At 30.0% G+C, this 23,371-nt stretch carries 22 protein-coding genes and 1 rRNA gene; 7 read left to right on the forward strand and 16 right to left on the reverse strand.

The features are described from left to right. Positions 1-19: 19 nt before the first annotated feature. Positions 20-126 (forward strand): 5S ribosomal RNA (gene rrf, locus JAO71_RS08295). A 370-nt stretch (positions 127-496) separates the two neighbouring features. Here rrf and JAO71_RS08300 read toward each other — a convergent pair. The 8 genes from JAO71_RS08300 to trmD form a co-directional block, all read right to left on the reverse strand. After that, positions 497-739, reverse strand: a complete 243-nt coding sequence (locus JAO71_RS08300) for a DUF6095 family protein (protein ID WP_054850618.1) — start codon at positions 737-739, stop codon at positions 497-499. Further along, positions 729-1,547 (reverse strand): N-acetylmuramic acid 6-phosphate etherase, encoded by an 819-nt coding sequence (murQ, locus tag JAO71_RS08305; protein WP_203000202.1) that lies wholly within the window; start codon positions 1,545-1,547, stop codon positions 729-731. The genes JAO71_RS08300 and murQ overlap by 11 nt, the downstream gene beginning before the upstream one ends. 104 nt (positions 1,548-1,651) lie before the next feature. Further along, the gene (locus JAO71_RS08310) at positions 1,652-2,464 is read right to left on the reverse strand and encodes a DUF4249 domain-containing protein (protein WP_203000203.1); all 813 of its coding nucleotides are present in this window, start codon (positions 2,462-2,464) and stop codon (positions 1,652-1,654) included. Between the two features lie 4 nt (positions 2,465-2,468). Next, on the reverse strand, positions 2,469-4,844 hold the full coding sequence (locus tag JAO71_RS08315) for a TonB-dependent receptor (RefSeq protein WP_203000204.1): 2,376 nt from the start codon (positions 4,842-4,844) through the stop codon (positions 2,469-2,471). Between the two features lie 135 nt (positions 4,845-4,979). After that, positions 4,980-7,205, reverse strand: coding sequence for an NADP-dependent isocitrate dehydrogenase (locus JAO71_RS08320; protein WP_203000205.1), 2,226 nt, complete (start codon positions 7,203-7,205; stop codon positions 4,980-4,982). Between the two features lie 154 nt (positions 7,206-7,359). Next, the gene (locus JAO71_RS08325) at positions 7,360-7,932 is read right to left on the reverse strand and encodes a pentapeptide repeat-containing protein (RefSeq protein ID WP_203000206.1); all 573 of its coding nucleotides are present in this window, start codon (positions 7,930-7,932) and stop codon (positions 7,360-7,362) included. Positions 7,933-8,499: 567 nt separating this feature from the next. Then, positions 8,500-8,853: a 50S ribosomal protein L19 gene (gene rplS / locus JAO71_RS08330; protein ID WP_116824427.1), complete on the reverse strand. Its 354-nt coding sequence runs from the start codon at positions 8,851-8,853 to the stop codon at positions 8,500-8,502. A gap of 150 nt (positions 8,854-9,003) precedes the next feature. Continuing rightward, a complete protein-coding gene (gene trmD / locus JAO71_RS08335; RefSeq protein WP_116824428.1) occupies positions 9,004-9,681 on the reverse strand; it encodes a tRNA (guanosine(37)-N1)-methyltransferase TrmD in 678 nt (225 codons plus the stop codon). 352 nt (positions 9,682-10,033) lie between these two features. Here trmD and JAO71_RS08340 point away from each other — a divergent pair, with 352 nt between their 5' ends. After that, complete coding sequence (locus JAO71_RS08340) at positions 10,034-10,657, forward strand: hypothetical protein (protein WP_203000207.1); 624 nt, start codon at positions 10,034-10,036, stop codon at positions 10,655-10,657. A gap of 178 nt (positions 10,658-10,835) precedes the next feature. Beyond that, the gene (locus JAO71_RS08345) at positions 10,836-12,473 is read left to right on the forward strand and encodes an ABC-F family ATP-binding cassette domain-containing protein (RefSeq protein WP_203000208.1); all 1,638 of its coding nucleotides are present in this window, start codon (positions 10,836-10,838) and stop codon (positions 12,471-12,473) included. A 1-nt stretch (position 12,474) separates the two neighbouring features. On the opposite strand, the gene JAO71_RS08350 is transcribed toward JAO71_RS08345, so the two are convergent. From JAO71_RS08350 to JAO71_RS08360, 3 genes are read right to left on the reverse strand one after another with little or no spacing between them, the layout of a single operon-like run. Next, on the reverse strand, positions 12,475-13,401 hold the full coding sequence (locus tag JAO71_RS08350) for a DUF4421 family protein (RefSeq protein WP_203000209.1): 927 nt from the start codon (positions 13,399-13,401) through the stop codon (positions 12,475-12,477). Between the two features lie 2 nt (positions 13,402-13,403). Continuing rightward, positions 13,404-14,075, reverse strand: coding sequence for an SIR2 family NAD-dependent protein deacylase (locus JAO71_RS08355; RefSeq protein WP_028291314.1), 672 nt, complete (start codon positions 14,073-14,075; stop codon positions 13,404-13,406). 4 nt (positions 14,076-14,079) lie between these two features. Then, complete coding sequence (locus JAO71_RS08360) at positions 14,080-15,297, reverse strand: tetratricopeptide repeat protein (RefSeq protein WP_203000211.1); 1,218 nt, start codon at positions 15,295-15,297, stop codon at positions 14,080-14,082. A gap of 248 nt (positions 15,298-15,545) precedes the next feature. On the opposite strand from JAO71_RS08360, the gene JAO71_RS08365 reads away from it, so the two are divergent. After that, the gene (locus tag JAO71_RS08365; RefSeq protein WP_116824434.1) at positions 15,546-16,214 is read left to right on the forward strand and encodes a TrmH family RNA methyltransferase; all 669 of its coding nucleotides are present in this window, start codon (positions 15,546-15,548) and stop codon (positions 16,212-16,214) included. A gap of 69 nt (positions 16,215-16,283) precedes the next feature. Here JAO71_RS08365 and JAO71_RS08370 read toward each other — a convergent pair whose 3' ends face one another. The 4 genes from JAO71_RS08370 to JAO71_RS08385 form a co-directional block, all read right to left on the reverse strand. Continuing rightward, positions 16,284-17,129 carry a carboxypeptidase-like regulatory domain-containing protein gene (locus tag JAO71_RS08370; protein ID WP_028291317.1) on the reverse strand — a complete coding sequence of 282 codons (846 nt, stop codon included), beginning with the start codon at positions 17,127-17,129 and terminating at the stop codon, positions 16,284-16,286. Positions 17,130-17,242: 113 nt separating this feature from the next. After that, positions 17,243-19,105, reverse strand: a complete 1,863-nt coding sequence (locus tag JAO71_RS08375) for a DEAD/DEAH box helicase (protein ID WP_203000213.1) — start codon at positions 19,103-19,105, stop codon at positions 17,243-17,245. A 326-nt stretch (positions 19,106-19,431) separates the two neighbouring features. After that, on the reverse strand, positions 19,432-20,478 hold the full coding sequence (arsB, locus tag JAO71_RS08380) for an ACR3 family arsenite efflux transporter (protein WP_116824437.1): 1,047 nt from the start codon (positions 20,476-20,478) through the stop codon (positions 19,432-19,434). A 96-nt stretch (positions 20,479-20,574) separates the two neighbouring features. Continuing rightward, a complete protein-coding gene (locus JAO71_RS08385) occupies positions 20,575-21,150 on the reverse strand; it encodes a non-canonical purine NTP diphosphatase (protein ID WP_116824438.1) in 576 nt (191 codons plus the stop codon). A gap of 59 nt (positions 21,151-21,209) precedes the next feature. Between JAO71_RS08385 and JAO71_RS08390 the strand changes: the two genes are divergently transcribed. Together JAO71_RS08390 and JAO71_RS08395 are read left to right on the forward strand one after the other, a co-directional pair. After that, positions 21,210-21,404, forward strand: coding sequence for a hypothetical protein (locus JAO71_RS08390; protein ID WP_028291321.1), 195 nt, complete (start codon positions 21,210-21,212; stop codon positions 21,402-21,404). Positions 21,405-21,419: 15 nt separating this feature from the next. Continuing rightward, a complete protein-coding gene (locus JAO71_RS08395; RefSeq protein ID WP_203000215.1) occupies positions 21,420-21,926 on the forward strand; it encodes a hypothetical protein in 507 nt (168 codons plus the stop codon). A gap of 8 nt (positions 21,927-21,934) precedes the next feature. Here JAO71_RS08395 and rlmH read toward each other — a convergent pair whose 3' ends face one another. After that, on the reverse strand, positions 21,935-22,408 hold the full coding sequence (rlmH, locus tag JAO71_RS08400) for a 23S rRNA (pseudouridine(1915)-N(3))-methyltransferase RlmH (protein ID WP_116824440.1): 474 nt from the start codon (positions 22,406-22,408) through the stop codon (positions 21,935-21,937). Between the two features lie 102 nt (positions 22,409-22,510). On the opposite strand from rlmH, the gene nadC reads away from it, so the two are divergent. After that, the gene (gene nadC / locus JAO71_RS08405) at positions 22,511-23,371 is read left to right on the forward strand and encodes a carboxylating nicotinate-nucleotide diphosphorylase (RefSeq protein ID WP_054850636.1); all 861 of its coding nucleotides are present in this window, start codon (positions 22,511-22,513) and stop codon (positions 23,369-23,371) included.

Raw genomic sequence — 23,371 nt, forward strand, 5'->3', positions numbered from 1 at the left:
CTACATACACCGAAAGATTTAAGGTGATTATAGCGATGGGGCTCACCTCTTACCATTCCGAACAGAGAAGTTAAGCCCATTTGCGCCGATGGTACTACATTGTGGGAGAGTAGGTCGTCGCCTTTTTTAGAGAATCCTCAACATTTATTTGTTGAGGATTTTTTTTGTTCTATACTTTACTACAATCTTAAATAGGATATGATTAGAATACTTGTCATAGCTTAAACTAATTACAGAATTATTGAATACTTTAATCCTCCAAAGTGTGTTAATCTATTTATTAAGAATAAGAGTTTAATACACGAGGTCATATCCATTTAATTTAGGTCATAATGTGACAAGTTTACTAGTATTAAAACCAAAGACTATTACTGTAGAATAAAATAAACTTAATAAGAGTTTAAAACACGAAATCAAATTTATATCAACAGCTAGATACTAAATTTGAAAATTAGATGTTTTATTATAGTCTTTAAATAAGATTGTCCAAAAAAGATTATTTATACTTCTTACTTTTAAATATACTATCTAAAATAGTATTGATACCTTTAAATATAAATATTACAGCTATACAACATATGATTATCGATATTGTTAATAGCAAATAAAAGAATGGTCGTTCTCTGTTGGTTAATACTAAATGTAATAAAGTAGGTCCAAGTATTAATAGTGTAAGTGCAATACCTAATTGTTTTATTCCTTTTACTAATATATCTTTATCTGTAGATTTAGTTTTCATTGTTGTAAGTATTTATTGCTTTACGAACCGTTTTATGTTTTGTAAGTAATGAGTTAGCTTCAGTGTATGGTACATTTAATTCGCTCATGATCATTTTTATACCTCTATCAACTAATTTATCATTGCTTAATTGCATATCAACCATTTTGTTGCCTTTTACTTTTCCTAATTGAATCATTGTTGAAGTAGATATCATATTAAGTATTAGTTTTTGAGCAGTTCCTGCTTTCATTCTAGAACTACCAGTCACAAATTCAGGTCCTACAATTACTTCAATTGGGAATTGTGCTGTTTGACTTAACGGACTGTTTTTATTACAAGTAATGCATCCTGTAATTATATTGTTTTTATTGCATTGTTGTAATGCTGAAATTACATATGGAGTTGTACCTGATGCTGCTATCCCAATAACTACATCATTATCTGAAATTTTATGTTTTTGTAAATTTGTCCAACCTTGGTTTGTAGAGTCTTCAGCAAACTCTACAGCCTCTCGGATTGCTTTATCTCCTCCAGCTATTAACCCTATTACCAAATCATATGATACTCCGAAAGTTGGTGGACATTCTGATGCGTCTACGATACCTAATCTTCCGCTTGTTCCTGCTCCAATATAAAATAATCTTCCTCCTTGCTTTAACTTTATGACTATTTGATGTACTAAAATTTCTATTTGGGGAATGGCTTTTTGAACTGCAAGAGGTACTGTTTGGTCTTCTTTATTTATATTGTTTAACAGGTCTGACAAGGACATTTTTTCTAAATGATTGTAATTTGAATCTTGTTCGGTTGTTTTTATAAATGACATTGCTTAATTATTGTTGTGTTTTGCGTTAGGGATTGAGGCATTTGTTGAAGCTCCTCGCAGAGAGCGACTGCCGAAAGCGCAACCCTTGTGGTAAAGCCCAAATTTTATTGTACAATATAGGTAAATTGATAGGCTTGTGAAACCCTAAAGTATCCTAATGGATAGTTTTCTGGATTTGTTATATTCACACAGTTTCCTCTAACTGTTGCTGGTTGTGTTTCAAAAGGACCTCCAGAATCAGAACTTGATTGTTGTAATAATAGATCCATGAATTGATAGAACTGTTGTGAGATACCATAATTTGTGATTGTTACTTCGTCTCCTGATTGTAAGTCTTCTTCTGTATAGAATGCAAAAATTTGGTTTCCGTCTGTAAATTGATCATCATATACTTCAAGATTTGGTATCTGTGCTATGTTTGTTTCGAATTGATAGAAGTAATAATTATTGATGTTTGCTGGATCTGTGTAATAGGCTTTAAGTTCTATATCTTCTCCAGAAAATCCGCCTTCATCATTTTGTTCTATATAGTCTACAGCTGTTGTTGTAATTAATGTTTCTGTACCAACATAGGTTTGATTATTATAAATAATTGTTAGATTATATTCTTGATTTATTTCTGGTATAAAATTGTTTGTTTGATAGATTCCTGTGTTATTAATTTCTGTAAAATTAAATAGGTTTCCGTTTGTATCTTCAACGTTTATTATAGCATTATTTGCTGGTGGAACCTGACTGTCAAAAAAAGGAGCTGATAGTGATAGTTTTATTTGTTGTTGAGATCCATCTGTACCTTCAAACCAATTTAATGAGGCCTCTATTACTAATTTTGGATCTGCAGTTGGTAAATCTAAATCTATTACGTCCTCACAATTAAATAACAATATTGTTATTATTAAGTATATTGTTTTTTTCATGTTATTAAAATTTAAAATTGTAAGATACAGAAGGAATTAGCCCGAAAATAGCAAGTCTTGTTGCTTCGTTATTACCTGACATTCTATTTTCTCCAAAAGTTATTGAAGCAGCATTACGACGATTATACGCATTATAAATACTAAATACCCAATAGCTTTGCCATCCCTTACTTGTTTCGGGTTTAGGTGTGTAATTTGCCGAAAGGTCTAAACGATGGTAACTTGGTAATCTATCGGCATTACGATTACTATAACTTGGTATACTTATATTATTATAAATATATTGACCATTTGGATACGTTGTTGGTTGTCCTGTTTGATATAAGAAATTAGCGCTAAACACCCATTTTTTATTAAAGTCATAACTAGTTGTTATTGATATATCATGAGTTTTGTCATAAGCTGTATTGTACCAATTACCATTATTTATTCCTGTTTCTTGTGGTGTTCTTCCAGGTGTTTTTTGTTCTGATTTAGATAATGTATAGGATAACCATCCTTTAAATTTACCTTGATTTTTACGAAGTAATACTTCTAATCCGTAAGCTCTAGCTTCTCCGTTTAAAATGACTTGCTCTATTGCATCATTTGCTATAAGATCTGCTCCATCTATATAATCAATTCTGTTTTTATTTTTTTTATAGAAACTTTCTACTTCTAGTGAGTATTTGTCTTCATTTATACTTTTAAAATAGCCAATTGCAACTTGATCTAATTTTTGAGGTTGTATGTATTTACCACTTGGAGCCCAAACATCCAAAGGTGTAGGAGAGGATGTATTGGATAATAAATGTAAGTATTGAGTCATTTTATTATAACTGGCTTTTACAGATGTATCTTCATTTAATTGATAGGATAATGCAAATCTTGGTTCTAGATTTGTAAAAGTCTTTATTATGTGACTACGATTAAAGCTTTCAGTTCCTGTGGGTTCAGCTTTTTGATAAATTTGAAAATCTTCATTAAATACTATAGCTTGATTGTTGTTGTATGTGTTTAATTGATCTTGCCCTAATCTTAAAAACGAACTTAATCTAAATCCATAACTTAAAGCTAATTTATCGTTTATAGTATGTTCTGCATCTACATATAATGCATTTTCAAAAGCATATTTGTCTGTAAGTTTAAAAGAATTAATACCAGATGATGGTGTTGAAGGTTCTATTTGTCCAGGATTAAATTTATAATACATACTATTTAAACCATATTGTAACTTAAATTGATTTGAAACATAGTGCTTAAGATCGTATTTGAAATTAAAATTTTGAATACCTGAATCCCAATCAAATTCGACAAAATTTAATTTTAAACCATAATAATAGTCCGAATAAATTAAAGACATATTAGAAAATAATTTATCAGAAAATAAATGATTCCATCTAAAATTTACTACTGTATTTCCATAGGTATTGTCAAAGCTATCTGCAATTCTAAATACATCTCGGCCAAAATATCCTGATAAGTAAATGCTGTTATTATTATCTAAATCGTAACTTAATTTAGTATTTAAATCATAAAAATAGGCTTTGTTATCTATATCAAAAAGTGGTAAAAATAGGTGAGCGTAGCTACTACGACCTCCAAATAAAAAAGAACCTTTGTCTTTTTTTATAGGTCCTTCTGCCAATAGTCTGCTGGACACTAAGCCAATTCCACCATTCATATGAAACGCTTTACTATTTCCTTCTTTTTGGTAAATATCTAAAACAGAAGACACACGTCCTCCATAGCGTGCAGGTATTCCTCCTTTATATAATTTTAAATCTTTTATGGCATCAGGATTAAATACCGAGAAAAAGCCGAAAAGATGTGAAGAGTTAAAAACTGTCGCTTCGTCTAAAAGAATAAGGTTTTGATCTACTGCACCACCACGAACATTAAAACCAGAAGACCCTTCTCCAGCATTTGTAACTCCTGGTAGTAATGTAATTGCTTTAATTACATCTGCTTCACCAAGTACTACAGGTATGCTCTTAATAGTTGATGCACTAAGTGCATTAACACTCATTTGAGGTTTTTTGATATTTAATTTTTCGATGTTTTCAGTAATAATTACTTCGTCTAAGTTTTCAAAAGATTCTTCTAAGCTAAAGTTTTTACTAATATTTTTATTTAAATCAATAGTTTCGGTTATATCCGAAAATCCTAAATATGAGACAACAACTTTATAATTTCCTTTAGGGATTGTAATAGAGTAGAAGCCATATTCATTTGTAACTGTACCAGTATTTAATTCTGGAATAATCACATTTACACTAATTAAAGTTTCATTACTACTAGCTTCTGTTATTTTTCCGCTTAAAGTATAGTTTTCTTGGGCAAAAATGTTTACTGCAGATAATAGGAATGCGATTAGGAGTCCTTTTCTTATTAATTTCATTTTTTGATTTTGAATAGTAAAAATAACTAAAAATCAAGTTATATATTACTTTTTAATGTTTTCAAATTGTTGTTTATAACAAAAAAAAAGCTTCTTTAAAAAAAGAAGCTTTTTATATTATTTTAAAAGTATGTTTTATATACTTTTTAATAAGTCATTAAATAATTGAATAGGCCTCATGGCTTTAGACGTTAATGTTTCGTTTGGAGAATAATATCCTTCAATGTCAACAGCAACTCCTTGTATATCATTTAAAGCTGAAACTATAGTATTTTCTTCTGCTTTAAAGGCTAATGCAACTGGTCCAAATTGAGCTTTTAAATCAGCATCTTTTTCTTGATTAGCTAAAGCTTCTGCCCAATACATTGCTAAATAAAAGTGACTTCCTCTATTATCAATTTCGCCAGCTTTTCTTGATGGTCCTTTTTTGTTTTCTAATAATTTCTCTGTAGCATCATCTAATGCATCACCTAAAACTTTAGCTTTTGGATTATTATTCACTTGGCTAAAATGCTCTAAAGAAACTGCAAGTGCTAAAAATTCTCCTAAACTATCCCAACGTAGGTGGTTTTCTTCAACAAATTGTTGTACGTGTTTTGGAGCAGATCCTCCTGCACCAGTTTCAAATAAACCTCCACCATTCATTAATGGAACTATAGATAACATTTTTGCAGAAGTACCTAATTCTAAAATTGGAAATAAATCTGTTAAGTAATCACGTAAAACGTTTCCTGAAACAGAGATTGTATCGTCTCCAGCTTTTACTCTTTTTAAAGTAAATTCTGTTGCTTTTATTGGTGATAATATATGAAGTTCTACGCCTTCAGTATCATGATCTTTTAAGTAAGTATTTACTTTGGTAATTAACTCAGCATCGTGAGCTCTGTTTTCGTCTAACCAGAAAACTGCAGGAGTTTGAGAGGCTTTAGCACGTGTTACTGCTAATTTTACCCAGTCTTGGATTGGTGCATCTTTAACCTGACACATTCTCCAGATATCTCCAGATTCTACAGTATGCTCAATTAATACTTTTCCGTCAGCATCAATAACCTGAACTTTTCCATCTACAGAAATTTCAAATGTTTTATCATGAGAACCATACTCTTCAGCCTTTTGAGCCATAAGTCCAACATTTGGTACAGTTCCCATTGTTGTTGGGTCAAAAGCCCCATGTTCTTTACAAAAATCAATAGTTGCAGTATAAATCCCAGCATAACTACTATCTGGTATTACAGCTTTAGTATCTTGAGATTGTCCATCTGCATTCCACATTTGACCAGAGTTTCTTATCATTGCTGGCATTGAAGCATCAATAATAACATCACTTGGTACATGTAAGTTTGTAATACCTTTATCACTATCTACCATTGCTAAAGATGGGTTTGCTTTAAAAGCAGTATCAATATCAGCTAAGATTGTATTACGTTCAGCTTCTGGTAATTCATTTAAATTACTTAATAAGTTTCCAAAACCATTATTTACATCTACACCAATTTTTTCAAATGTTGCACTATGTTTAGCAAATACATCTTTAAAAAACACACGTACTGCATGTCCAAAAATAATTGGATCTGAAACTTTCATCATTGTTGCTTTCATGTGTAATGAAAACAATACACCAGTTTCTTTAGCGTCTTTAACTTGTGCTTCTAAAAATGATAATAACGCTTTTTTACTTAATACAGTAGCATCAATAATTTCGCCTTTTAATAAAGCTAAATCACTTTTTAAAACTGTTTCAGTTCCGTTATTGTCAGTATGTACTAATTTAACTGTTGTAGCATCAGCTAAAGTTACAGACTTTTCGTTATGTGCAAAATCTCCTTCGGTCATTGTTGCTACATGTGATTTAGAGTCTTTTGACCATTTACCCATAGAGTGTGGGTTTTTCTTAGCGTAGTTTTTAACCGCTTTTGGTGCACGTCTATCCGAGTTTCCTTCACGTAAAACTGGGTTTACAGCGCTACCTTTAATTTTATCGTAACGTTGTTTAGCATCTTTTTCTTTATCGTTAGTTACTTCTTCAGGATAACTAGGAATAGCAAAACCTTTAGCTTGTAATTCTGATATAGCAGCTTTTAACTGAGGTATAGAGGCACTAATGTTTGGAAGTTTGATAATATTTGCTTCAGGTGTTTTAGCTAAGTCTCCTAAATATGCTAAATCATCAGACACACGTTGGTCTTCTGTCAAGTAATCAGGAAATACTGCTAAAATACGTGCAGCTAATGATATGTCTTTGGTTTCTAAACCTATTCCAGAAGAGGCAGTAAATGCTTGAACAATTGGTAAAAATGAACGCGTCGCTAATGCAGGCGCTTCATCTGTAATAGTATATATTATTTTTGATGAGTTTGACATAAATATAATTTAAATTTTGTTTAGTTTTAAGCTTGGCGAATATACAAAAAATAGAAGGTTTTTTAAAGCGAAAACGTTTACTTAACATCTATATTTAGTTGAATATTAGCCACAACGACGTTTATTGCGGATTTAATAAAATATAGGTGTTTTTTTAAGAAATATTAATTTTGTAATGTTCCAGGAGTCCTTCAATTTGGTCTTTCGAAAATTTAGCACCTTTAATTCTATTATTTTCAGGATTAATAATATAATTATAAGCTGTAGTAAAATCTGCTTCTTCTAGATTGGTGTTAAAAAAAATAGCTTTTCTAAAGTCACAATCTTTAAATATAGATTTACTTAAATTAGCTTCTGTAAATTCAGTTTTATTAAAAACACATTTAGTAAATAGGCTATTAGTTAATTTTAATTGATAAAATGATGCAAAATCTAGTTGGCAATTTTCAAAATTAATAGCCATTATTAATTGGTTACAATCATTAAAAAGCATGCCTAATAATTTACAATTTATAAATTTTACATTATTTAGTGTAGTATCTGATGTTTTACAATTACTTAAATTACAATCTATAAATTGGCAATCTATAAAGTTTATCATAGATAAATAGCAATCGCTTAAGTTACAATTGATAAAAGTACAATTATCATACTCAGCTTTTTGTAAAGCAGTTGTAGTAAAATCTATATTTTTAAAGTCTTGATCAGCTATAAATGGTGCACTCATGATTAGTATTTATAGTAAAAATACAAGTTTTAGGATTATTAAAAGTTAAAAGCCATAACATAATAGAATTAACTATTTTTTGTTATGGCTTTTTTGAGATAACATTTAGCTGTCTTATTTAATTTTCATTAAATCAATCCAAAACTATTGTTTTACATTTTGTCAGATCAAGCTTTTAGTTAAATCAAGAGTACATTTATGTGTAACTTTCAAAATGTATTGACCTGTTACTAATTGTACTTGTAAAATTGTTTTTTTTGATTGATTATAATATTTATTTCACTAAATATTAAAAATCTAAGGTTTGTATTTAAAACTTAATGTGACTACACCTATATTTAAAATAAAAAAAACAATTGAACTAAATCAAATTCAACATTTAATTGAAACCAATATTGCTATTGTAATTAATTGTTGTACTAATTTAACTATTTTTCTAATTAGATTTTAATATTTAACTATTTATATATCAACAATTTACAAACAGTAATTATTAACAAAAGTTAATAACTAAAAAAGCCTAACTTAATTAAGTTAGGCTTTTTAATATATTTCAGGTCAAAAAAATTACTTTCTTCTAGCTTCTTTAATTCTAGCTTTTTTACCTGTAAGGTTTCTAAAGTAAAAGATTCTTGCTCTTCTAACTTTACCTCTTTTATTAACTTCTACTTTTTGTAAAGCAGGTAAGTTGATAGGGAAGATACGCTCTACACCAACTGTTCCTGACATTTTTCTAATTGTGAAAGTTTCAGAAGATCCTGTTCCTCTTCTTTGTAATACAACTCCTCTAAAAAACTGAGTTCTTACTTTTTCTCCTTCTCTAATTTCGTAGTACACAGTGATTGTGTCTCCAGCTGAAAATTCAGGAAAGTCCTTTGTTGTTACAAACTCGTCCTGTACAAATTTAATTAAAGATTCCATCTTTATTTTATTTTAAAATGATTGATTCAGAGCAACATTCACGTATCTCGCCAGAGGTTAATCCGAAATTGGGTGCAAATATAAGTAAATTGTAAAACTTATAAAGTAAAAACTTTAAAAATATCTAGTTCTTTTTTATAGTCTATAATTTTAGTCGTCTAATAAGTCTGGACGTCTCTCTTTGGTACGTTTATAAGCTTGATCTTCTCTCCATTTATCAATATTTGCTGCATGTCCTGTTAATAATACTTCCGGAACATCTAAGCCTTTATAACTCCTTGGTTTTGTATAAATTGGAGGTGCTAATAAATTATCCTGAAAACTATCTGTTAAAGCAGAAGTTTCATTTCCTAAAACCCCAGGAATTAATCTTATAATTGCATCACAAAGTACAGCTGCACCAAGTTCTCCTCCAGATAAAACATAATCACCAATACTAATTTCTTTAGTAATAAAAAGATCGCGTACACGTTGGTCAACTCCTTTATAGTGACCACATAGTATAATAATATTCTGTTTTAACGACAAGTGGTTTGCAATACCTTGATTTAAAGTTTCACCATCAGGTGTCATATATATGACCTCGTCATAAGTTCTTGCTTCCTTTAATTTTGTAATGCATTTGTCTATAGGTTCAATACTCATAACCATTCCTGCTCCACCACCAAATTGAGTATCATCAATAGATTTGTAGTTGTCTGTAGTATAGTCTCTTAAATTATGAAAATGAACTTCAACTAAGTCAGCTTCTATGGCACGTTTTAAAATGGAAGCTTCAAATGGACTTCTTAATAATTCAGGTAAAACGGTTATAATGTCAATTCTCATAATTCTATTTTAATGGTTGCAAATATAGAAGAAATGTTTGAGTAGAAATTGCTGCATAGTCTTAAAATGATATTTAGTATTTAATAAAAATTAAGTTTTTTGTGTTCATTATAAAAAAAAAAGAATATTTATTGAATAACTAGCTTATATACTAATTTAGTCTTAATATCTTAAAATTTTGTGAAAAGACTGTATATTATTTAATAATATTGGATTATTTAACCTTTTTGTAGTTTTTTTTATTAAAAAAAAGGTGTTTTGTTGCGAAATATTTAATAAGTTTTTTTGATATGTTCTTTTTTTTTTTAATTTTGTAATTCCTTAAAACTTAATTAATTTAACCACGCTTATTATGAAAAAAATTACTAAAACCTTATTTGGTACTTCACTTCTTGTTGTAGTACTTTTTACATCTTGTAAATCAGAGCAAGAAAGTGCTTCTCAAAATTCTTATCAAAATAGAGATATGATAGTAAAAGCCAAATTAGAAAAAAGAATAAAATCAAAATTAGAATATCCAGATAGTTACGAGTTTGTTGAACTTACATTAAAAGATTCAGTTTTATTTAGTGATAATGTTAAATACAACAAAAATTACTACTCACAAATTATAGAAGCTGACAAAAAAATTATACAAAAACAAGAAATGTATAAAAAAGAAGGTTCTTCTTCATATAAACAAGAAAAGGTAGAGCGTTTACAAGCAGCTATTTCTAAAAACGAAAAAATATTAGCTGAAATAGAGAGAGTATCTTCAGGTTTAGGAAACAAAGCTTATGAAACAGCTTCTTGTACTTATACTTATTCTTTTAAAAGTAAAAACACTTCAGGAAAAGATGGTTCTTACACTTATGTTGTACAAGCAGAACATGCGCCTGAATACAAGGTGACTATGGTTGCAAAAGAGTCTAATTTATTAGCATCTAATTCTCATTATTTCCCAGGTTATGATGAAATAATGAAATCTTTTGAATAATTAATATTTCTACATAATACATTAATATAGTCTTAAAATTATATAACAATTAAAGGCCAGATTTGATTAAGTGTAAAACACTTTTTCTAATCTGGCCTTTTGACTTTTAGTAATTATAAGTACGTATTTGTATTAAATACTAGTCTTTTTATTACTTTCGCAACTTAAAAAACAGACCATGATTTCTATAGATAATTTAGCAGTAGAGTTTAGCGGAAGTCCACTTTTTAGTGATGTATCTTTTGTTATTAATCCAACAGATAAGATTGCTTTAATGGGTAAGAACGGAGCAGGAAAATCTACAATGATGAAAATTGTTGCAGGACAACAAAAAGCAACAAGAGGTCATGTTAGAGCACCTAAAGATGCAGTTATTGCATATTTACCACAGCATTTATTGACTGAAGATAATTGTACCGTTTTTGAAGAAGCAGCAAAAGCTTTTAAACATGTGTATGCCATGAAAGATGAAATGGACGCACTTAATAAAGCTTTAGAAACTAGGACAGATTATGAGAGTGATGAATATATGTCAATTATTGAAAAGGTCTCTGATCTTGGTGAAAAATACTATGCTTTAGAAGATGTAAATTACGATGCAGAAGTAGAAAAAGCTTTAAAAGGTCTAGGTTTTAAGCAAGAAGATTTTACAAGATTAACTAACGAGTTTTCTGGTGGATGGCGAATGAGAATAGAGCTTGCTAAGATTTTATTACAAAAACCTGATTTAATTTTATTAGACGAGCCTACAAACCATATTGATATTGAATCTGTAATTTGGTTAGAAGACTTTTTAATAAATAAAGCAGATGCTGTTATGGTAATATCGCATGATCGTGCATTTATTGATAATATTACTAATCGTACAATTGAAGTTACAATGGGTCGTATTTATGACTATAAAGCTAATTATAGTCATTATCTACAATTAAGAGAAGATAGAAGAAGTCATCAAATTAAAGCGTATCAAGAGCAACAAAAATTTATTGCAGATAATATGGCTTTTATCGAGCGTTTTAAAGGAACATACTCTAAGACAAATCAAGTAACTTCAAGAGAACGTATGCTAGAAAAGTTACAAATTATTGAGATTGATGAAGTCGATAACTCTTCCTTAAAATTAAGTTTTCCTCCAGCACCAAGATCTGGTGATTACCCAATTACTGTACAAAATTTAATTAAAAAATACGATGATGTTGTTGTGTTTAGTCAGGCTAATATGTCTGTTAAACGTGGTGAAAAAGTAAGTTTTGTAGGTCGTAATGGAGAGGGTAAGTCTACCATGATTAAAGCTATTTTAGGTCAAATAGATTATGATGGCGAATGTAGTTTAGGTCATAATGTTAAAGTTGGTTATTTTGCACAAAACCAAGCCGCTTTATTAGATAATGATTTAACTGTTTTTCAAACGGTTGATGATGTAGCTAAAGGAGATATCAGGACTGGAATTAAAAATATTTTAGGTCGTTTTATGTTTAAAGGTGATGATATAGATAAAAAAGTTGGTGTATTATCAGGAGGTGAAAAAACTAGGTTAGCTATGGTAAAGCTATTATTAGAGCCTGTTAATTTGTTAATTTTAGATGAGCCAACCAATCACTTAGATTTAAAATCAAAGGATGTTTTAAAAGATGCGTTGAAAACTTACGATGGTACTTTGGTTTTAGTGTCTCACGACAGAGATTTTTTACAAGGATTATCTGAAAAGGTTTTTGAGTTTAAGGACCAACGTGTTATTGAGCATTTTGAAACTATTGATGTTTTTTTAGAACGCAACCGAATTAAAAGTATTGCAGATATAAATTTAATGAAATAGATTATAAACCTAAACGGTCTTCGATATTACTAACGGTTTGTTTTAAAAACTTTGGTGGATTAAATCTATATCCAAAATAAAGACTAGCATAACTTTTATCATTTACCATACTTTGTTTTAAATCTTTATTTACTGCATTGTTATCAAAGTTAAATCGTGCTCCTGCACTTATAGTTTCAGAGGTGTATCCAAACTGAAATGTAAGGTCTAAAGATCGCGTAATAAACGTATCTTTTTGTGTGTTGTCGTTTGATTTTTCAGTTGTGAAGCGTACACCAATAGCAGGAGCAATAGAGGAGGATATAAACCAATACTTTTTAAAAGCCCAAGTATAATAGTAAGCAGGAGCAATGGATAAGTCAAAACTGTTTTCTACTACTTTTTGAGCATCAATATTATTACTTAATCTATTAAAACCATAATGTAGTGTTGGTGTAAAACTACCAGCAGTTACACGTTGCCATTCTGTTAAATGAGTTAAGTGTTTTAAAGAAAAATCATGATTTAATACATAAGAAGTTGTACCAGTCCAGCTTGTTGTTTTTAAATCCGGAAACTCAGCCAATTCTTGTGCATTGGTTTCTTGGTAAAAACCTTGAACTTTACGGTATTCAAAACTTTGAATCCATTGTTTAATAAAAATATTTAATTGCGGATTTAAAAACTTTGATTTTAACCCAGAAGACTTGTTACTTGGTGAAAAACCAATTTTTAAGCCTAAAAATTTGTAATTAGCACCAACTTCTAGTCGGTATGTATTATTAGCATTAACTAAAATAGATTGTCCATTGTCTTGTACAGAAAAAGATTCGGTTTGTGTATTAATATTAGATTTTAATAATAGTTTTTCTTTAAATGAAAGTACGCTATTTTGACCATAGGTTATGGTACTTAGTAAACCAATAACTAACAAGTGTTTAATGGACATAGTTATAATATTGAAATAAAAGTATTCATACCGTTTGTAGCTGTTTCAGGAATAACTGTTAAGTGCTTAGTACTAGAAATTGATGGATTAGGGTCTATAAAATACTTTGGTGTACTTTCTGGCACATAATGCATTAAGCTTGCAGCAGGATAGACCTGTAACGAAGTTCCAATAATTAAAAGTAGGTCTGCTGTAGCACAAATATCTACAGCTGTATCAATTAAAGGCACAGCTTCTCCAAACCAAACTATATGAGGACGTAACTGGTTTCCGTTTTTGTCTAAATCACCTAAATTTAAGTCTTCTTTCCAGTCCAAGATAATAGTTTCATCTTTAATGCTTCTAGCTTTTAGTAATTCGCCATGTAAATGGATCACGTTTGTGCTTCCTGCACGTTCATGTAAATCATCTATGTTTTGTGTTACAATAGTGACTTTAAAGTGCTTTTCTAAAGTCGCTAAGTCTATATGTGCTTGATTAGGATTTACAGTTAATAATTGACGTCTGCGTTGGTTATAAAATTCTAAAACAAGTTCTGGATTGGTTTTAAAACCTTCAGGAGATGCGACTTGCATAACATCGTGTCCTTCCCAAAGTCCATCTGCACCTCTAAATGTTTTAATACCACTCTCTGCACTCATACCAGCACCTGTTAAGACTACTAAATGTTTCATTTTTTTAATTAACGCTTTTAAGTTTCCAGTTTTTATAGCTTTTAGAGTCTACTAAGGGTTGTAGTATGTTTAAGCCAAAGGCATCATTTTCTTCAATGTAATTAATAATGTCTTGTTTTGCATAACCATCTTTTATTAAAGACGCTACATATTTAGTGGCTTTATCATAATTTTTCATCATAACTAAAGTGCTTAAATAACCAGCTTGACCTTCAAAAAAATCAGGATAATTATCAATAGTATATTTATAATTATTTAATGCAAAGTCATAATTTTTGTCTTCAAAGGCAACATTAGCTTTTAGGTAATTTAAAAAATCATCCTCAGTTTCTACTTGTAATTGATTAATCACTTGAATAGCTTCAAAATATTCGTTTTTATAAATATGATAATCAATTTTATTTAAAACAATAGTTGGGTCGTTTGGGTAAGTGTTTATTAATTCTTCTAAAGCAGCTAAATATTTATTATCATCTACATTACTTGCAATAAGTGTTTTAAAAATTAAAAAAAACTTATCCTTACTAACTTCAGATTTTATAGTATTTATTAGTTTGTATGCTAGCTCATAATGACCAGAGTTTTTAAATTTCAAGGCAACAAAAAGATTGTCAATATCTTTGTTTTTTGGCGAGTCTACTAAACCTAATATTTTGTCTTTTGGTGTGACATAGCTCATTAACCTTGACATGGTTTGTGATAAATTTTCTCCTGAATAATAAATATAGGCGTCAGAAAATAGCATTTCGCCATTTTTTTTGTGCACTCTAAAATCATGATAATTCATGCCACCTTCGGTTGAATATAGTCTAAATAATAAATAATAAGTTTGCAAATATTGATCGTATCTGTAATTTACAAAGTCATAATAAGAACCATTTTGGACTTCTGTAACAATCTCGTTTGGAAATTTATCTAATCCTTTTTTGATACCACTAACAAAGGTTTTGGCGTAATCAGCAGTCATGCTGCCAGAATTTGGGTTTAAATCAATGATACGTTTAATAAATACATTTTTATACCATTTGGAAATAAAATCATCCACCTGATTGTTATGGACAGCAGCTTCAATAGCGCTACCCAAGGCAACTACTTTTTCGCTGTTACTATCATTATAAGTGATAGTGTCGTTAGGGTTGATTTTAAAAGTCTGTTGCGCATCAACTGTCTTAGATAATAGTAATAATATAACTAAAGAGGATATGAGTTGTTTTAAAGCCATTAATATTTTATTACTTTTGGTGTTTAGATTATAAACTTAAGATTAATCCCTTTACTATCTTAATGCTTTGCAAAAAAAAGTTGATATTTAAATATTAATCTCTAATAAATATAAAACACTTTTGTTAATTATTAAAATACTGTTTTTATAAATTGTTCAGATAATAGTAATTAAGACCAGATTGCTATTTTAGATTTTAAAATTTTGATATTAAAGACTCTAACAACTAAGTTTTTTATTTTAAATATATGGTAGACTTACAATTATTAAAACATTTAGAGACGTATTTAACGGATCATAGATTACAACGTTTTACAAAAGTTTTAAAACAACGCACCAAACATTTTACAGTTGCAACAGAAGATGTGTATCAATTACATAATACTAGTGCTGTAATGCGTAGTTGTGATGTTTTTGGTATACAAGAAGTTAATATTGTTGAAGAAGTTAATAGTAAAAGTATTGATGGAGAAATAGCAATGGGAGCACAAAAGTGGGTAGATTTAAATAGATACCATTCCGTTACCAATTGTATAACCGATTTAAAAGCTAAAGGTTATCAAATAGTTGCAACGACACCACATACTGAAGATTGCGAATTATATGATTTTGATGTAACAAAAAAGTCTTGTTTTTTCTTTGGAAGAGAAACCGAAGGTTTATCTGACGAGGTTATTAAACAAGCAGACAGTTTTTTAAAAATACCTATGGTTGGTTTTACTGAAAGTTTAAATATATCTGTCAGTGCTGCCATAATATTACAACATGCTACATCTAAATTAAAAAAAACTAATATTGAATGGCAATTAACTGAAACCGAAATATTAGAAAAACGACTTGATTGGTGTAAAAAAACAATCAAGAGTTATGATGATATTGTGACTAGATTTTATGAGAATAATTCTATAAATCAATAGGATAGGATAAGACATGAAAAAACTCAAATTTAATAATTTGAGTTTTTTTATGTCTTATTGTGTGTACAATTAAATTCTTTTTTTACGACCTCTGTTTAGTACTTTATACTCTTCATAACACTCACTAATTGCATCTAATATTTGAAGGTCATTGGCTGTTGTTACAAATTCTTGCGAATAATTACATTGGCTAACAATCTCATCTAAGTCAACTTTATTGACACCAAGTAATGCTGTTAGCATTTCTCTGTCAAATCGTGTTGCTAAAGTGTTTCGGATGTTATCATCATCTTTCATCTTTTTTAGTTTACGTAACTCTTTACCTTTAGAGCTAAACGTATTATATAAAAAATCTAATGGATTAAATATAGAGCCTAAAACCTTGGTAACTGCACTTGGTTGTCTTTTTCCAGCTTCATAACCATTTGATAAACCAGAGATGCTATATCTGTAATTTGTATTTATATTAACCTGTTTAATGTCTACTTCTAAATAGCCAGTTAATTGTAAACCTGTAACAACAACTTCTTCTAAAGCTAAAGCCAACTCTGTTAAAGTGATGGTAGATTTTTCAATTTTATTCACCCAATCGTTAGTTACTTTTACCTTAATAGATTTAAATCCTAAATAGGATAGGTGTAGTGTATCATTAGCTTGTGCACGTAATTCAAATTCACCTTTATTATTTGTTGCAGTACCAATAACTTGATTTAAGTTAACAATATTTACATTTTCTAAAGGTCTTTTTGAAGTGGCATCAATAATAATACCTTTTACAGTTGAGTCTTTATTGATAGATGTCGAGTCTGTATTTTTTTGTGTAGTTGCAACAGTCGTTTGGCCTTCAGATTTTACTTGTGCTAATCCAAAAGTTGTGCTTAAAGCCAACAGAACAATTAATAGGTAGTACTTCATGTATATGTTTATAAATATAAAAATACAAAGAAAACGCTAAATATGGCGTTTTCTTTGTATTTTGACTAAATATTAACAGAAAGGTTTAATTAAAATTAAACTAAAGTTTAGTTTTAATCTTTACGTCTAGAGCGTGTTGGTCTAGAGTGAGAAGTTTTAAAAACCGATTTATCTCTATCTCCACGTCTTTCTCTTCCTTCTGAGTTTCCATCGTTATTTCTGCGTCTATCGCTTCTGTTTCCAGAGTTGTCATCACTACGTCTAGAACGTCTATCTCCTCTTGGTTTATCATCACGACGTCTACGGTCTCCACCATCACGACGTCTTCCGCCACCTCTATTTCTGTCGCGTCCACCACGACCACCACGTCCACCTCTGTCTTCTGTAACTTCTACATTAACAAAGCGTCCATTGTCTTTATAATCTGTGAAAAAAGCTAATACTTTTTCTTGGTGTTCTTTTTCTGTATTGAAAAAAGAGAAAGTTTCTTTTACATCTACTTTAAATACATCATCACGTCCTAAGTCTAAAACTTCTTTCAAGAAATCTTTTAACTTCATCCAGTCATAACCATCTTTTTCTCCTACATTAATAAAGTAACGTGTAGCGCTTCCAGAAGACTGACTTCTTCCTTCACGATTACTATCTCCAGCTGAAACATTTAAATTTTTAGCTTTTTGGTAGTAGTTAAAGAAACGTGTAAACTCAACTGAGAAAAACTTTTTAATTAATTCTTCTTTTGAAGTCTCTTCAAATAATGTGTTTATTTCTTCTAAATATGGATCAATCTCGCGATTGATTTCAGTAGTATGAATTTTGTTTGCTAAGGACTTAAGTTGTACTTCACAAATTTCCATTCCGTTAGGAATTTCTTTTAATTCAAACTTTTTATTTATAATACGTTCTATACTTTTTAAACGACGCATTTCGCTTCTAGAAACAATTACCATAGATACACCAGTTTTACCTGCACGACCTGTACGACCACTTCTATGCGTATATGTTTCTACTTCATCACTTAATTGGTAATTAATAACGTGTGTTACATCATCTACATCAATACCACGTGCAGCAACGTCTGTAGCTACTAACATTTGTATTTGACGTGTTCTAAATTGCTTCATCACAATATCACGTTGATTTTGACTTAAATCACCATGCAATGCTCCAGCACTATAACCATCTTCAATTAATTGTTCTGCAACTTTTTGTGTATCACGTTTTGTACGACAGAAAATAACAGAAAATATATCTGGATTAGCATCTGCTAAACGTTTTAAGGCCTGGTAACGGTCACGTGCATTAACCATGTAATATTCGTGAGAAACGTTACTTGTACTTTCATTTTTATGTCCAACTGTAATTTCCTTTGGATCTAACATGAATTTTTTGGCTATTCTAGCAACTTCTTTTGGCATTGTTGCAGAAAATAACCAAGTGTTTTTGTCTTCAGGAGTACCAGATAAAATTTCTGTAATATCCTCTTTAAAACCCATGTTTAACATCTCATCAGCTTCATCTAAAACTGAATATTGAATTTTTGTAATGTCAACTAATCGTCTGCTAATCATATCTTTCATACGACCAGGAGTAGCAACAATTATTTGTGCACCACGTTTTACTTCTCTAGCTTGATCAGTAATACTTGAACCACCATAAATAGCAACCACATTTAAACCTTTACAGTATTTACCATAGGCTTTCATCTCGTTTGCAATTTGTAAACAAAGTTCACGCGTTGGAGATAATATTAAACCTTGAGTTGTACGACTGTTAACGTCAATTTTTTGCAACATTGGAAAACCAAATGCTGCTGTTTTACCAGTTCCAGTTTGCGCTAATGCAACTAAATCTGTTTCTTCACTTAATAAAATTGGGATTGCTTTTTCTTGTACTTCAGATGGTTTTTCAAATCCTAAATCTGTTATACCTTTTAATAGATCTTCGTTAAGACCTAAATCTTGGAATGTGCTCATTCTTTAAATATGTATTTCAATGTCAATCTGTTTGGTGTTACAAATAGAAGTGCATTGAACATACTTAACCTAAAACTTCTAGTAACACATCCTCTCTCTGAGGAGTAATAAACCACTTGGGTTTTTCAAGTTGCAAAGGTACACTTTTATTTAACATTACTACTAAAGGGATGTTATTATTGCTTTAAGTTACTAATTGTACAGTGTTTAAAGGTAATTACAAAGGTTTTACATTTAAAAAAAAATGTTTAATTATAGTTTTAAAAATAAAAAAGCGATTCTGAAAACATCAAAACCGCTAGAGATTGTATTTTTTATGGTAAAATTTATGTTGCACTTTTGCTAAAGTACTTTTTACGCAACCAAAAGGACACACGTACTAATAGTATTAAAGCTGGTACTTCTACCAATGGACCAATAACACCAGCAAATGCTTGTCCAGAATTTAGTCCAAATACAGCAATGGCTACCGCAATGGCTAATTCAAAATTATTACCTGCTGCAGTAAAAGCTACAGCTGCTGTTTTATCATAATTGGCTCCCATTGCTTTAGTAAAGAAAAAGCCAATAATAAACATTAACGTAAAGTATATTAATAAAGGAATAGCAATGATTAAAACATCCATTGGGATTTCTACTATTAACTCGCCTTTTAAAGAAAACATGATTACAATTGTAAATAATAATGCGATTAATGTCATTGGTGAAATGGTTGGTATAAACTTATTATTATACCAATCTTCTCCTTTTAGTTTGACTAATAGTAATCTGCTCAAAATTCCTAATACAAAAGGGACACCTAAATAAATAGCAACACTTTCTGCAATTGTAGCTACAGATATGTCAACGATAGCACCTTCAAAACCAAAGTAAGGCGGTAAAACCGTTATAAACAACCAAGCATAAAAACTATAAGCAAACACCTGAAAAATACTGTTTAAAGCGACTAACCCAGCTCCATACTCGCTACTACCTTCAGCTAAGTCGTTCCAAACTAAAACCATTGCAATACAACGTGCTAATCCAATTAAAATTAAGCCAACCATGTATTCTGGATAATCTTGTAAAAAAGTTATCGCTAAAATAAACATTAAAACAGGTCCAATAACCCAGTTTAATAACAATGAAATAGAAAGAATTTTAGTGTTTCTAAAAACTTTAGGTAATAAAGAATAGTTAACCTTTGCTAGAGGAGGATACATCATTAATATTAATCCGATTGCTATCGGAATATTTGTCGTTCCGCTATTAAATGAATTGATAACATCCGGAAATGATGGAACAAAATATCCAATTGCAACACCAATTGCCATAGCGACAAAAATCCAAAGGGTTAGATTTCGGTCAAGGAAACTTAATTTTTTTTTAGTCATTTTTATTATATTAAAATTACTACTCAATTTGTATATCGCAATATTACGATTAATAAATTTTTACAACAAGCTATTTTAATTTAAATGTATGTTAAATTACATTGAGTTTAAAAAATCAATTAGAAGTTGGACTGCTTTACCACGATGACCTATGGTGTTTTTTTGTGTTAAATCCATTTGTGCAAAAGTTTTGTCAAATCCATTAGGTTTAAATATTGGATCATAACCAAACCCTTGGTTACCTTGTTTAGTAGATGTAATTTCTCCTTTACAAATCCCTGTAAATGTATTTAGTTTACCATCTAATTCTAAGGCTATGACAGTTTTAAATTGTGCGTCTCTTGTAGGTTTGTTGTTAAGATTTTTTAGAAGTAAATCCATGTTGTCCTGATCATTACGTTGTGGTCCAGCATATCTAGCTGAAAACACACCAGGAGCTCCATCTAACGCTTCAACTTCTAAACCAGTATCATCAGCAAAACAATCGTAACCATAATGTTGTTTAATGTAGTTTGCTTTTTGTTTAGCATTACCTTCAATGGTTGGTTGTGTTTCTGGTACGTCTTCAAAGCATTCAATATCTTTTAAGCTTAAAAGTTTGATATGACTAGGTATAAGACTTTGGACTTCTTTAACTTTATTTAAGTTGTTGGTAGCAAAAACAATTTGCATAATTTAAAATTTTAATTAAAATTGTGTAACAAAGTTATAGAATTTACGTCTTATCCAGTATGAAAAAAATAATTATAATCAACGCAGTTATTTGGGCAGCTTTTATATTGCTAGGCTCATATTTATTTAAAGACAATGCTAATTGGAAATATTTTTTTGGATTTGCATTAATGTCTGCTACAATAATGAACAGTTTACTATCAAATGCTTCTAAAAAGGAGATTAAATCCTGTAAGGTTAGAAGTAAAAAGTAACACCTGTTTTTTAAATTGAAATATAATATTACACACCAAGATTTAGAAAAAAGGAGTTATGGTATGTCTTTTAAGTACTATAATGATGATTTTTTGAATTATATAGACCTTCAAAAAAAGCAAAACAATCCTATTTTAAGTCATGCAAATATTAGTTTAATTGAACAGAAAACTTTAAAAAGTATCAATCAAAGTATTGTGTTATTTTCCGTTTTTGGTTTGTTAGCTATCAGCTATGGTGTGTTTGTTTTTATAAATTATCAACCTAGGTTAGCTGTAAATTTATATACTCAATTTCCTTACATTGATAATGGTTCTGTAACAATAGTTTTAGGTTTAGCTTGTTTAATCGGTAGTTTTATTAGTTACATAAAACGTGATGCTGTATTAATAAGTAAAGTTAAAACTAAACTAATTGAAGATTTAAAAAAAGAGAAAAACCATTATAAGCCTTCTACAGTTTCAAAAAAGCAGAAACGTTTCAGACAAAAGTTTAAACATCATAAAAAGTCTAAACGCTAATCATATCTTTATCTATGATGGTAAGGTTCGTTTCTTAAAATAGTAAATCCACGATATAATTGCTCAATAACAAAAAGGCGTACCATTTGATGTGAAAATGTCATTTTAGATAACGATATTTTACCTTGCGCTTTAGCATACACTTCAGGACTAAACCCATAAGGTCCACCAATTACAAAAACCACTTGTTTAATACCAGAATTCATGTGTTTTTGAAGGTAATTAGAAAATCCAACCGAGTCAAATTGCTTTCCATTTTCATCCAATAAAATCAAAATATCAGTAGGTTTTAGCTTATTTAAAATAAGCTCACCTTCCTTTTGTTTTTGTTGGTCTTCGCTTAAGTTTTTTACCTTCTTTAAATCCGGAATAATGTCTAAGTCAAATCCAATGTAAAAACCTAAACGTTTTGTATATTCATCAATTAAGTGTTGTAATTGCTTATTGTCCGTTTTGCCTATGGCTAGTAGTTTAATAGTCATACGCAAATTTACAATTTAAGATTTTACGGATTATACTTTTTTTATTCTAAAAATAGTATTTCAAAAATCAATTCTTATTTTTACATTAAATAAATACACAACATGATAAGTAAAGCTCAATTTGATAAAGAAATAGATTTAATTATTGCCAATGCAATCCGTGAAGATGTTGGAGATGGTGACCATAGCTCACTATCATGTATTCCTGCGTCAGCACAAGGTAAAGCAAAATTACTTGTAAAAGACGAAGGGATTATTGCAGGTGTAGCATTTGCTAAACAAGTGTTTAATTATGTTGATCCAAATATGACTGTGGAAACCTTAATTGAAGATGGAAGTCCTGTCAAATATGGTGACATTGTTTTTTATGTTACAGGTGCATCACAATCTATTTTAAAAGCAGAGCGTCTAGTGCTTAATGCTATGCAACGCATGAGTGCTATTGCAACTAAAACCAGACAATTTGTAGATTTACTTGAAGGTACAGGTACAAAAGTTTTAGATACACGTAAAACAACTCCAGGTCTAAGGGCTTTAGAAAAATGGGCAGTAAAAATAGGAGGAGGTGAAAATCATAGGTTTGCATTATATGATATGATCATGCTAAAAGATAATCATATAGATTTTGCAGGAGGTATTACCAAAGCAATAGATAAAACCAAACAATATTTAAAAGACACTAATCGTGATTTAAAAATAATTGTTGAAGCTAGAGATTTAAACGAAATTAAAGAAATTCTTGAATCTGATGGAGTTTATAGAATCTTGATAGATAACTTTAATTACGAAGATACTAAAACAGCAGTTAAACTAATAGGAGACCAATGCTTAACAGAAAGCTCTGGTGGTATTAACGAAAAAACAATTCGCGAGTACGCACTTTGTGGTGTGGATTATATTTCTTCAGGAGCATTAACACATTCAGTTTACAATATGGATTTAAGCCTAAAAGCTGTAGACTAA

This window comes from Olleya sediminilitoris (assembly GCF_016785945.1).
Taxonomy (GTDB): domain Bacteria; phylum Bacteroidota; class Bacteroidia; order Flavobacteriales; family Flavobacteriaceae; genus Olleya; species Olleya sediminilitoris.

What these genes read in the sequence shown, in the direction of transcription:
- JAO71_RS08300 (WP_054850618.1), bottom strand. Translation starts at nt 739, where the DNA reads ATGAAAACTAAATCTACAGATAAAGATATATTAGTAAAAGGAATAAAA.
- murQ (WP_203000202.1), bottom strand. Translation starts at nt 1,547, where the DNA reads ATGTCATTTATAAAAACAACCGAACAAGATTCAAATTACAATCATTTA.
- JAO71_RS08310 (WP_203000203.1), bottom strand. Translation starts at nt 2,464, where the DNA reads ATGAAAAAAACAATATACTTAATAATAACAATATTGTTATTTAATTGT.
- JAO71_RS08315 (WP_203000204.1), bottom strand. Translation starts at nt 4,844, where the DNA reads ATGAAATTAATAAGAAAAGGACTCCTAATCGCATTCCTATTATCTGCA.
- JAO71_RS08320 (WP_203000205.1), bottom strand. Translation starts at nt 7,205, where the DNA reads ATGTCAAACTCATCAAAAATAATATATACTATTACAGATGAAGCGCCT.
- JAO71_RS08325 (WP_203000206.1), bottom strand. Translation starts at nt 7,932, where the DNA reads ATGAGTGCACCATTTATAGCTGATCAAGACTTTAAAAATATAGATTTT.
- rplS (WP_116824427.1), bottom strand. Translation starts at nt 8,853, where the DNA reads ATGGAATCTTTAATTAAATTTGTACAGGACGAGTTTGTAACAACAAAG.
- trmD (WP_116824428.1), bottom strand. Translation starts at nt 9,681, where the DNA reads ATGAGAATTGACATTATAACCGTTTTACCTGAATTATTAAGAAGTCCA.
- JAO71_RS08340 (WP_203000207.1), top strand. Translation starts at nt 10,034, where the DNA reads ATGAAAAAAATTACTAAAACCTTATTTGGTACTTCACTTCTTGTTGTA.
- JAO71_RS08345 (WP_203000208.1), top strand. Translation starts at nt 10,836, where the DNA reads ATGATTTCTATAGATAATTTAGCAGTAGAGTTTAGCGGAAGTCCACTT.
- JAO71_RS08350 (WP_203000209.1), bottom strand. Translation starts at nt 13,401, where the DNA reads ATGTCCATTAAACACTTGTTAGTTATTGGTTTACTAAGTACCATAACC.
- JAO71_RS08355 (WP_028291314.1), bottom strand. Translation starts at nt 14,075, where the DNA reads ATGAAACATTTAGTAGTCTTAACAGGTGCTGGTATGAGTGCAGAGAGT.
- JAO71_RS08360 (WP_203000211.1), bottom strand. Translation starts at nt 15,297, where the DNA reads ATGGCTTTAAAACAACTCATATCCTCTTTAGTTATATTATTACTATTA.
- JAO71_RS08365 (WP_116824434.1), top strand. Translation starts at nt 15,546, where the DNA reads ATGGTAGACTTACAATTATTAAAACATTTAGAGACGTATTTAACGGAT.
- JAO71_RS08370 (WP_028291317.1), bottom strand. Translation starts at nt 17,129, where the DNA reads ATGAAGTACTACCTATTAATTGTTCTGTTGGCTTTAAGCACAACTTTT.
- JAO71_RS08375 (WP_203000213.1), bottom strand. Translation starts at nt 19,105, where the DNA reads ATGAGCACATTCCAAGATTTAGGTCTTAACGAAGATCTATTAAAAGGT.
- arsB (WP_116824437.1), bottom strand. Translation starts at nt 20,478, where the DNA reads ATGACTAAAAAAAAATTAAGTTTCCTTGACCGAAATCTAACCCTTTGG.
- JAO71_RS08385 (WP_116824438.1), bottom strand. Translation starts at nt 21,150, where the DNA reads ATGCAAATTGTTTTTGCTACCAACAACTTAAATAAAGTTAAAGAAGTC.
- JAO71_RS08390 (WP_028291321.1), top strand. Translation starts at nt 21,210, where the DNA reads ATGAAAAAAATAATTATAATCAACGCAGTTATTTGGGCAGCTTTTATA.
- rlmH (WP_116824440.1), bottom strand. Translation starts at nt 22,408, where the DNA reads ATGACTATTAAACTACTAGCCATAGGCAAAACGGACAATAAGCAATTA.
- nadC (WP_054850636.1), top strand. Translation starts at nt 22,511, where the DNA reads ATGATAAGTAAAGCTCAATTTGATAAAGAAATAGATTTAATTATTGCC.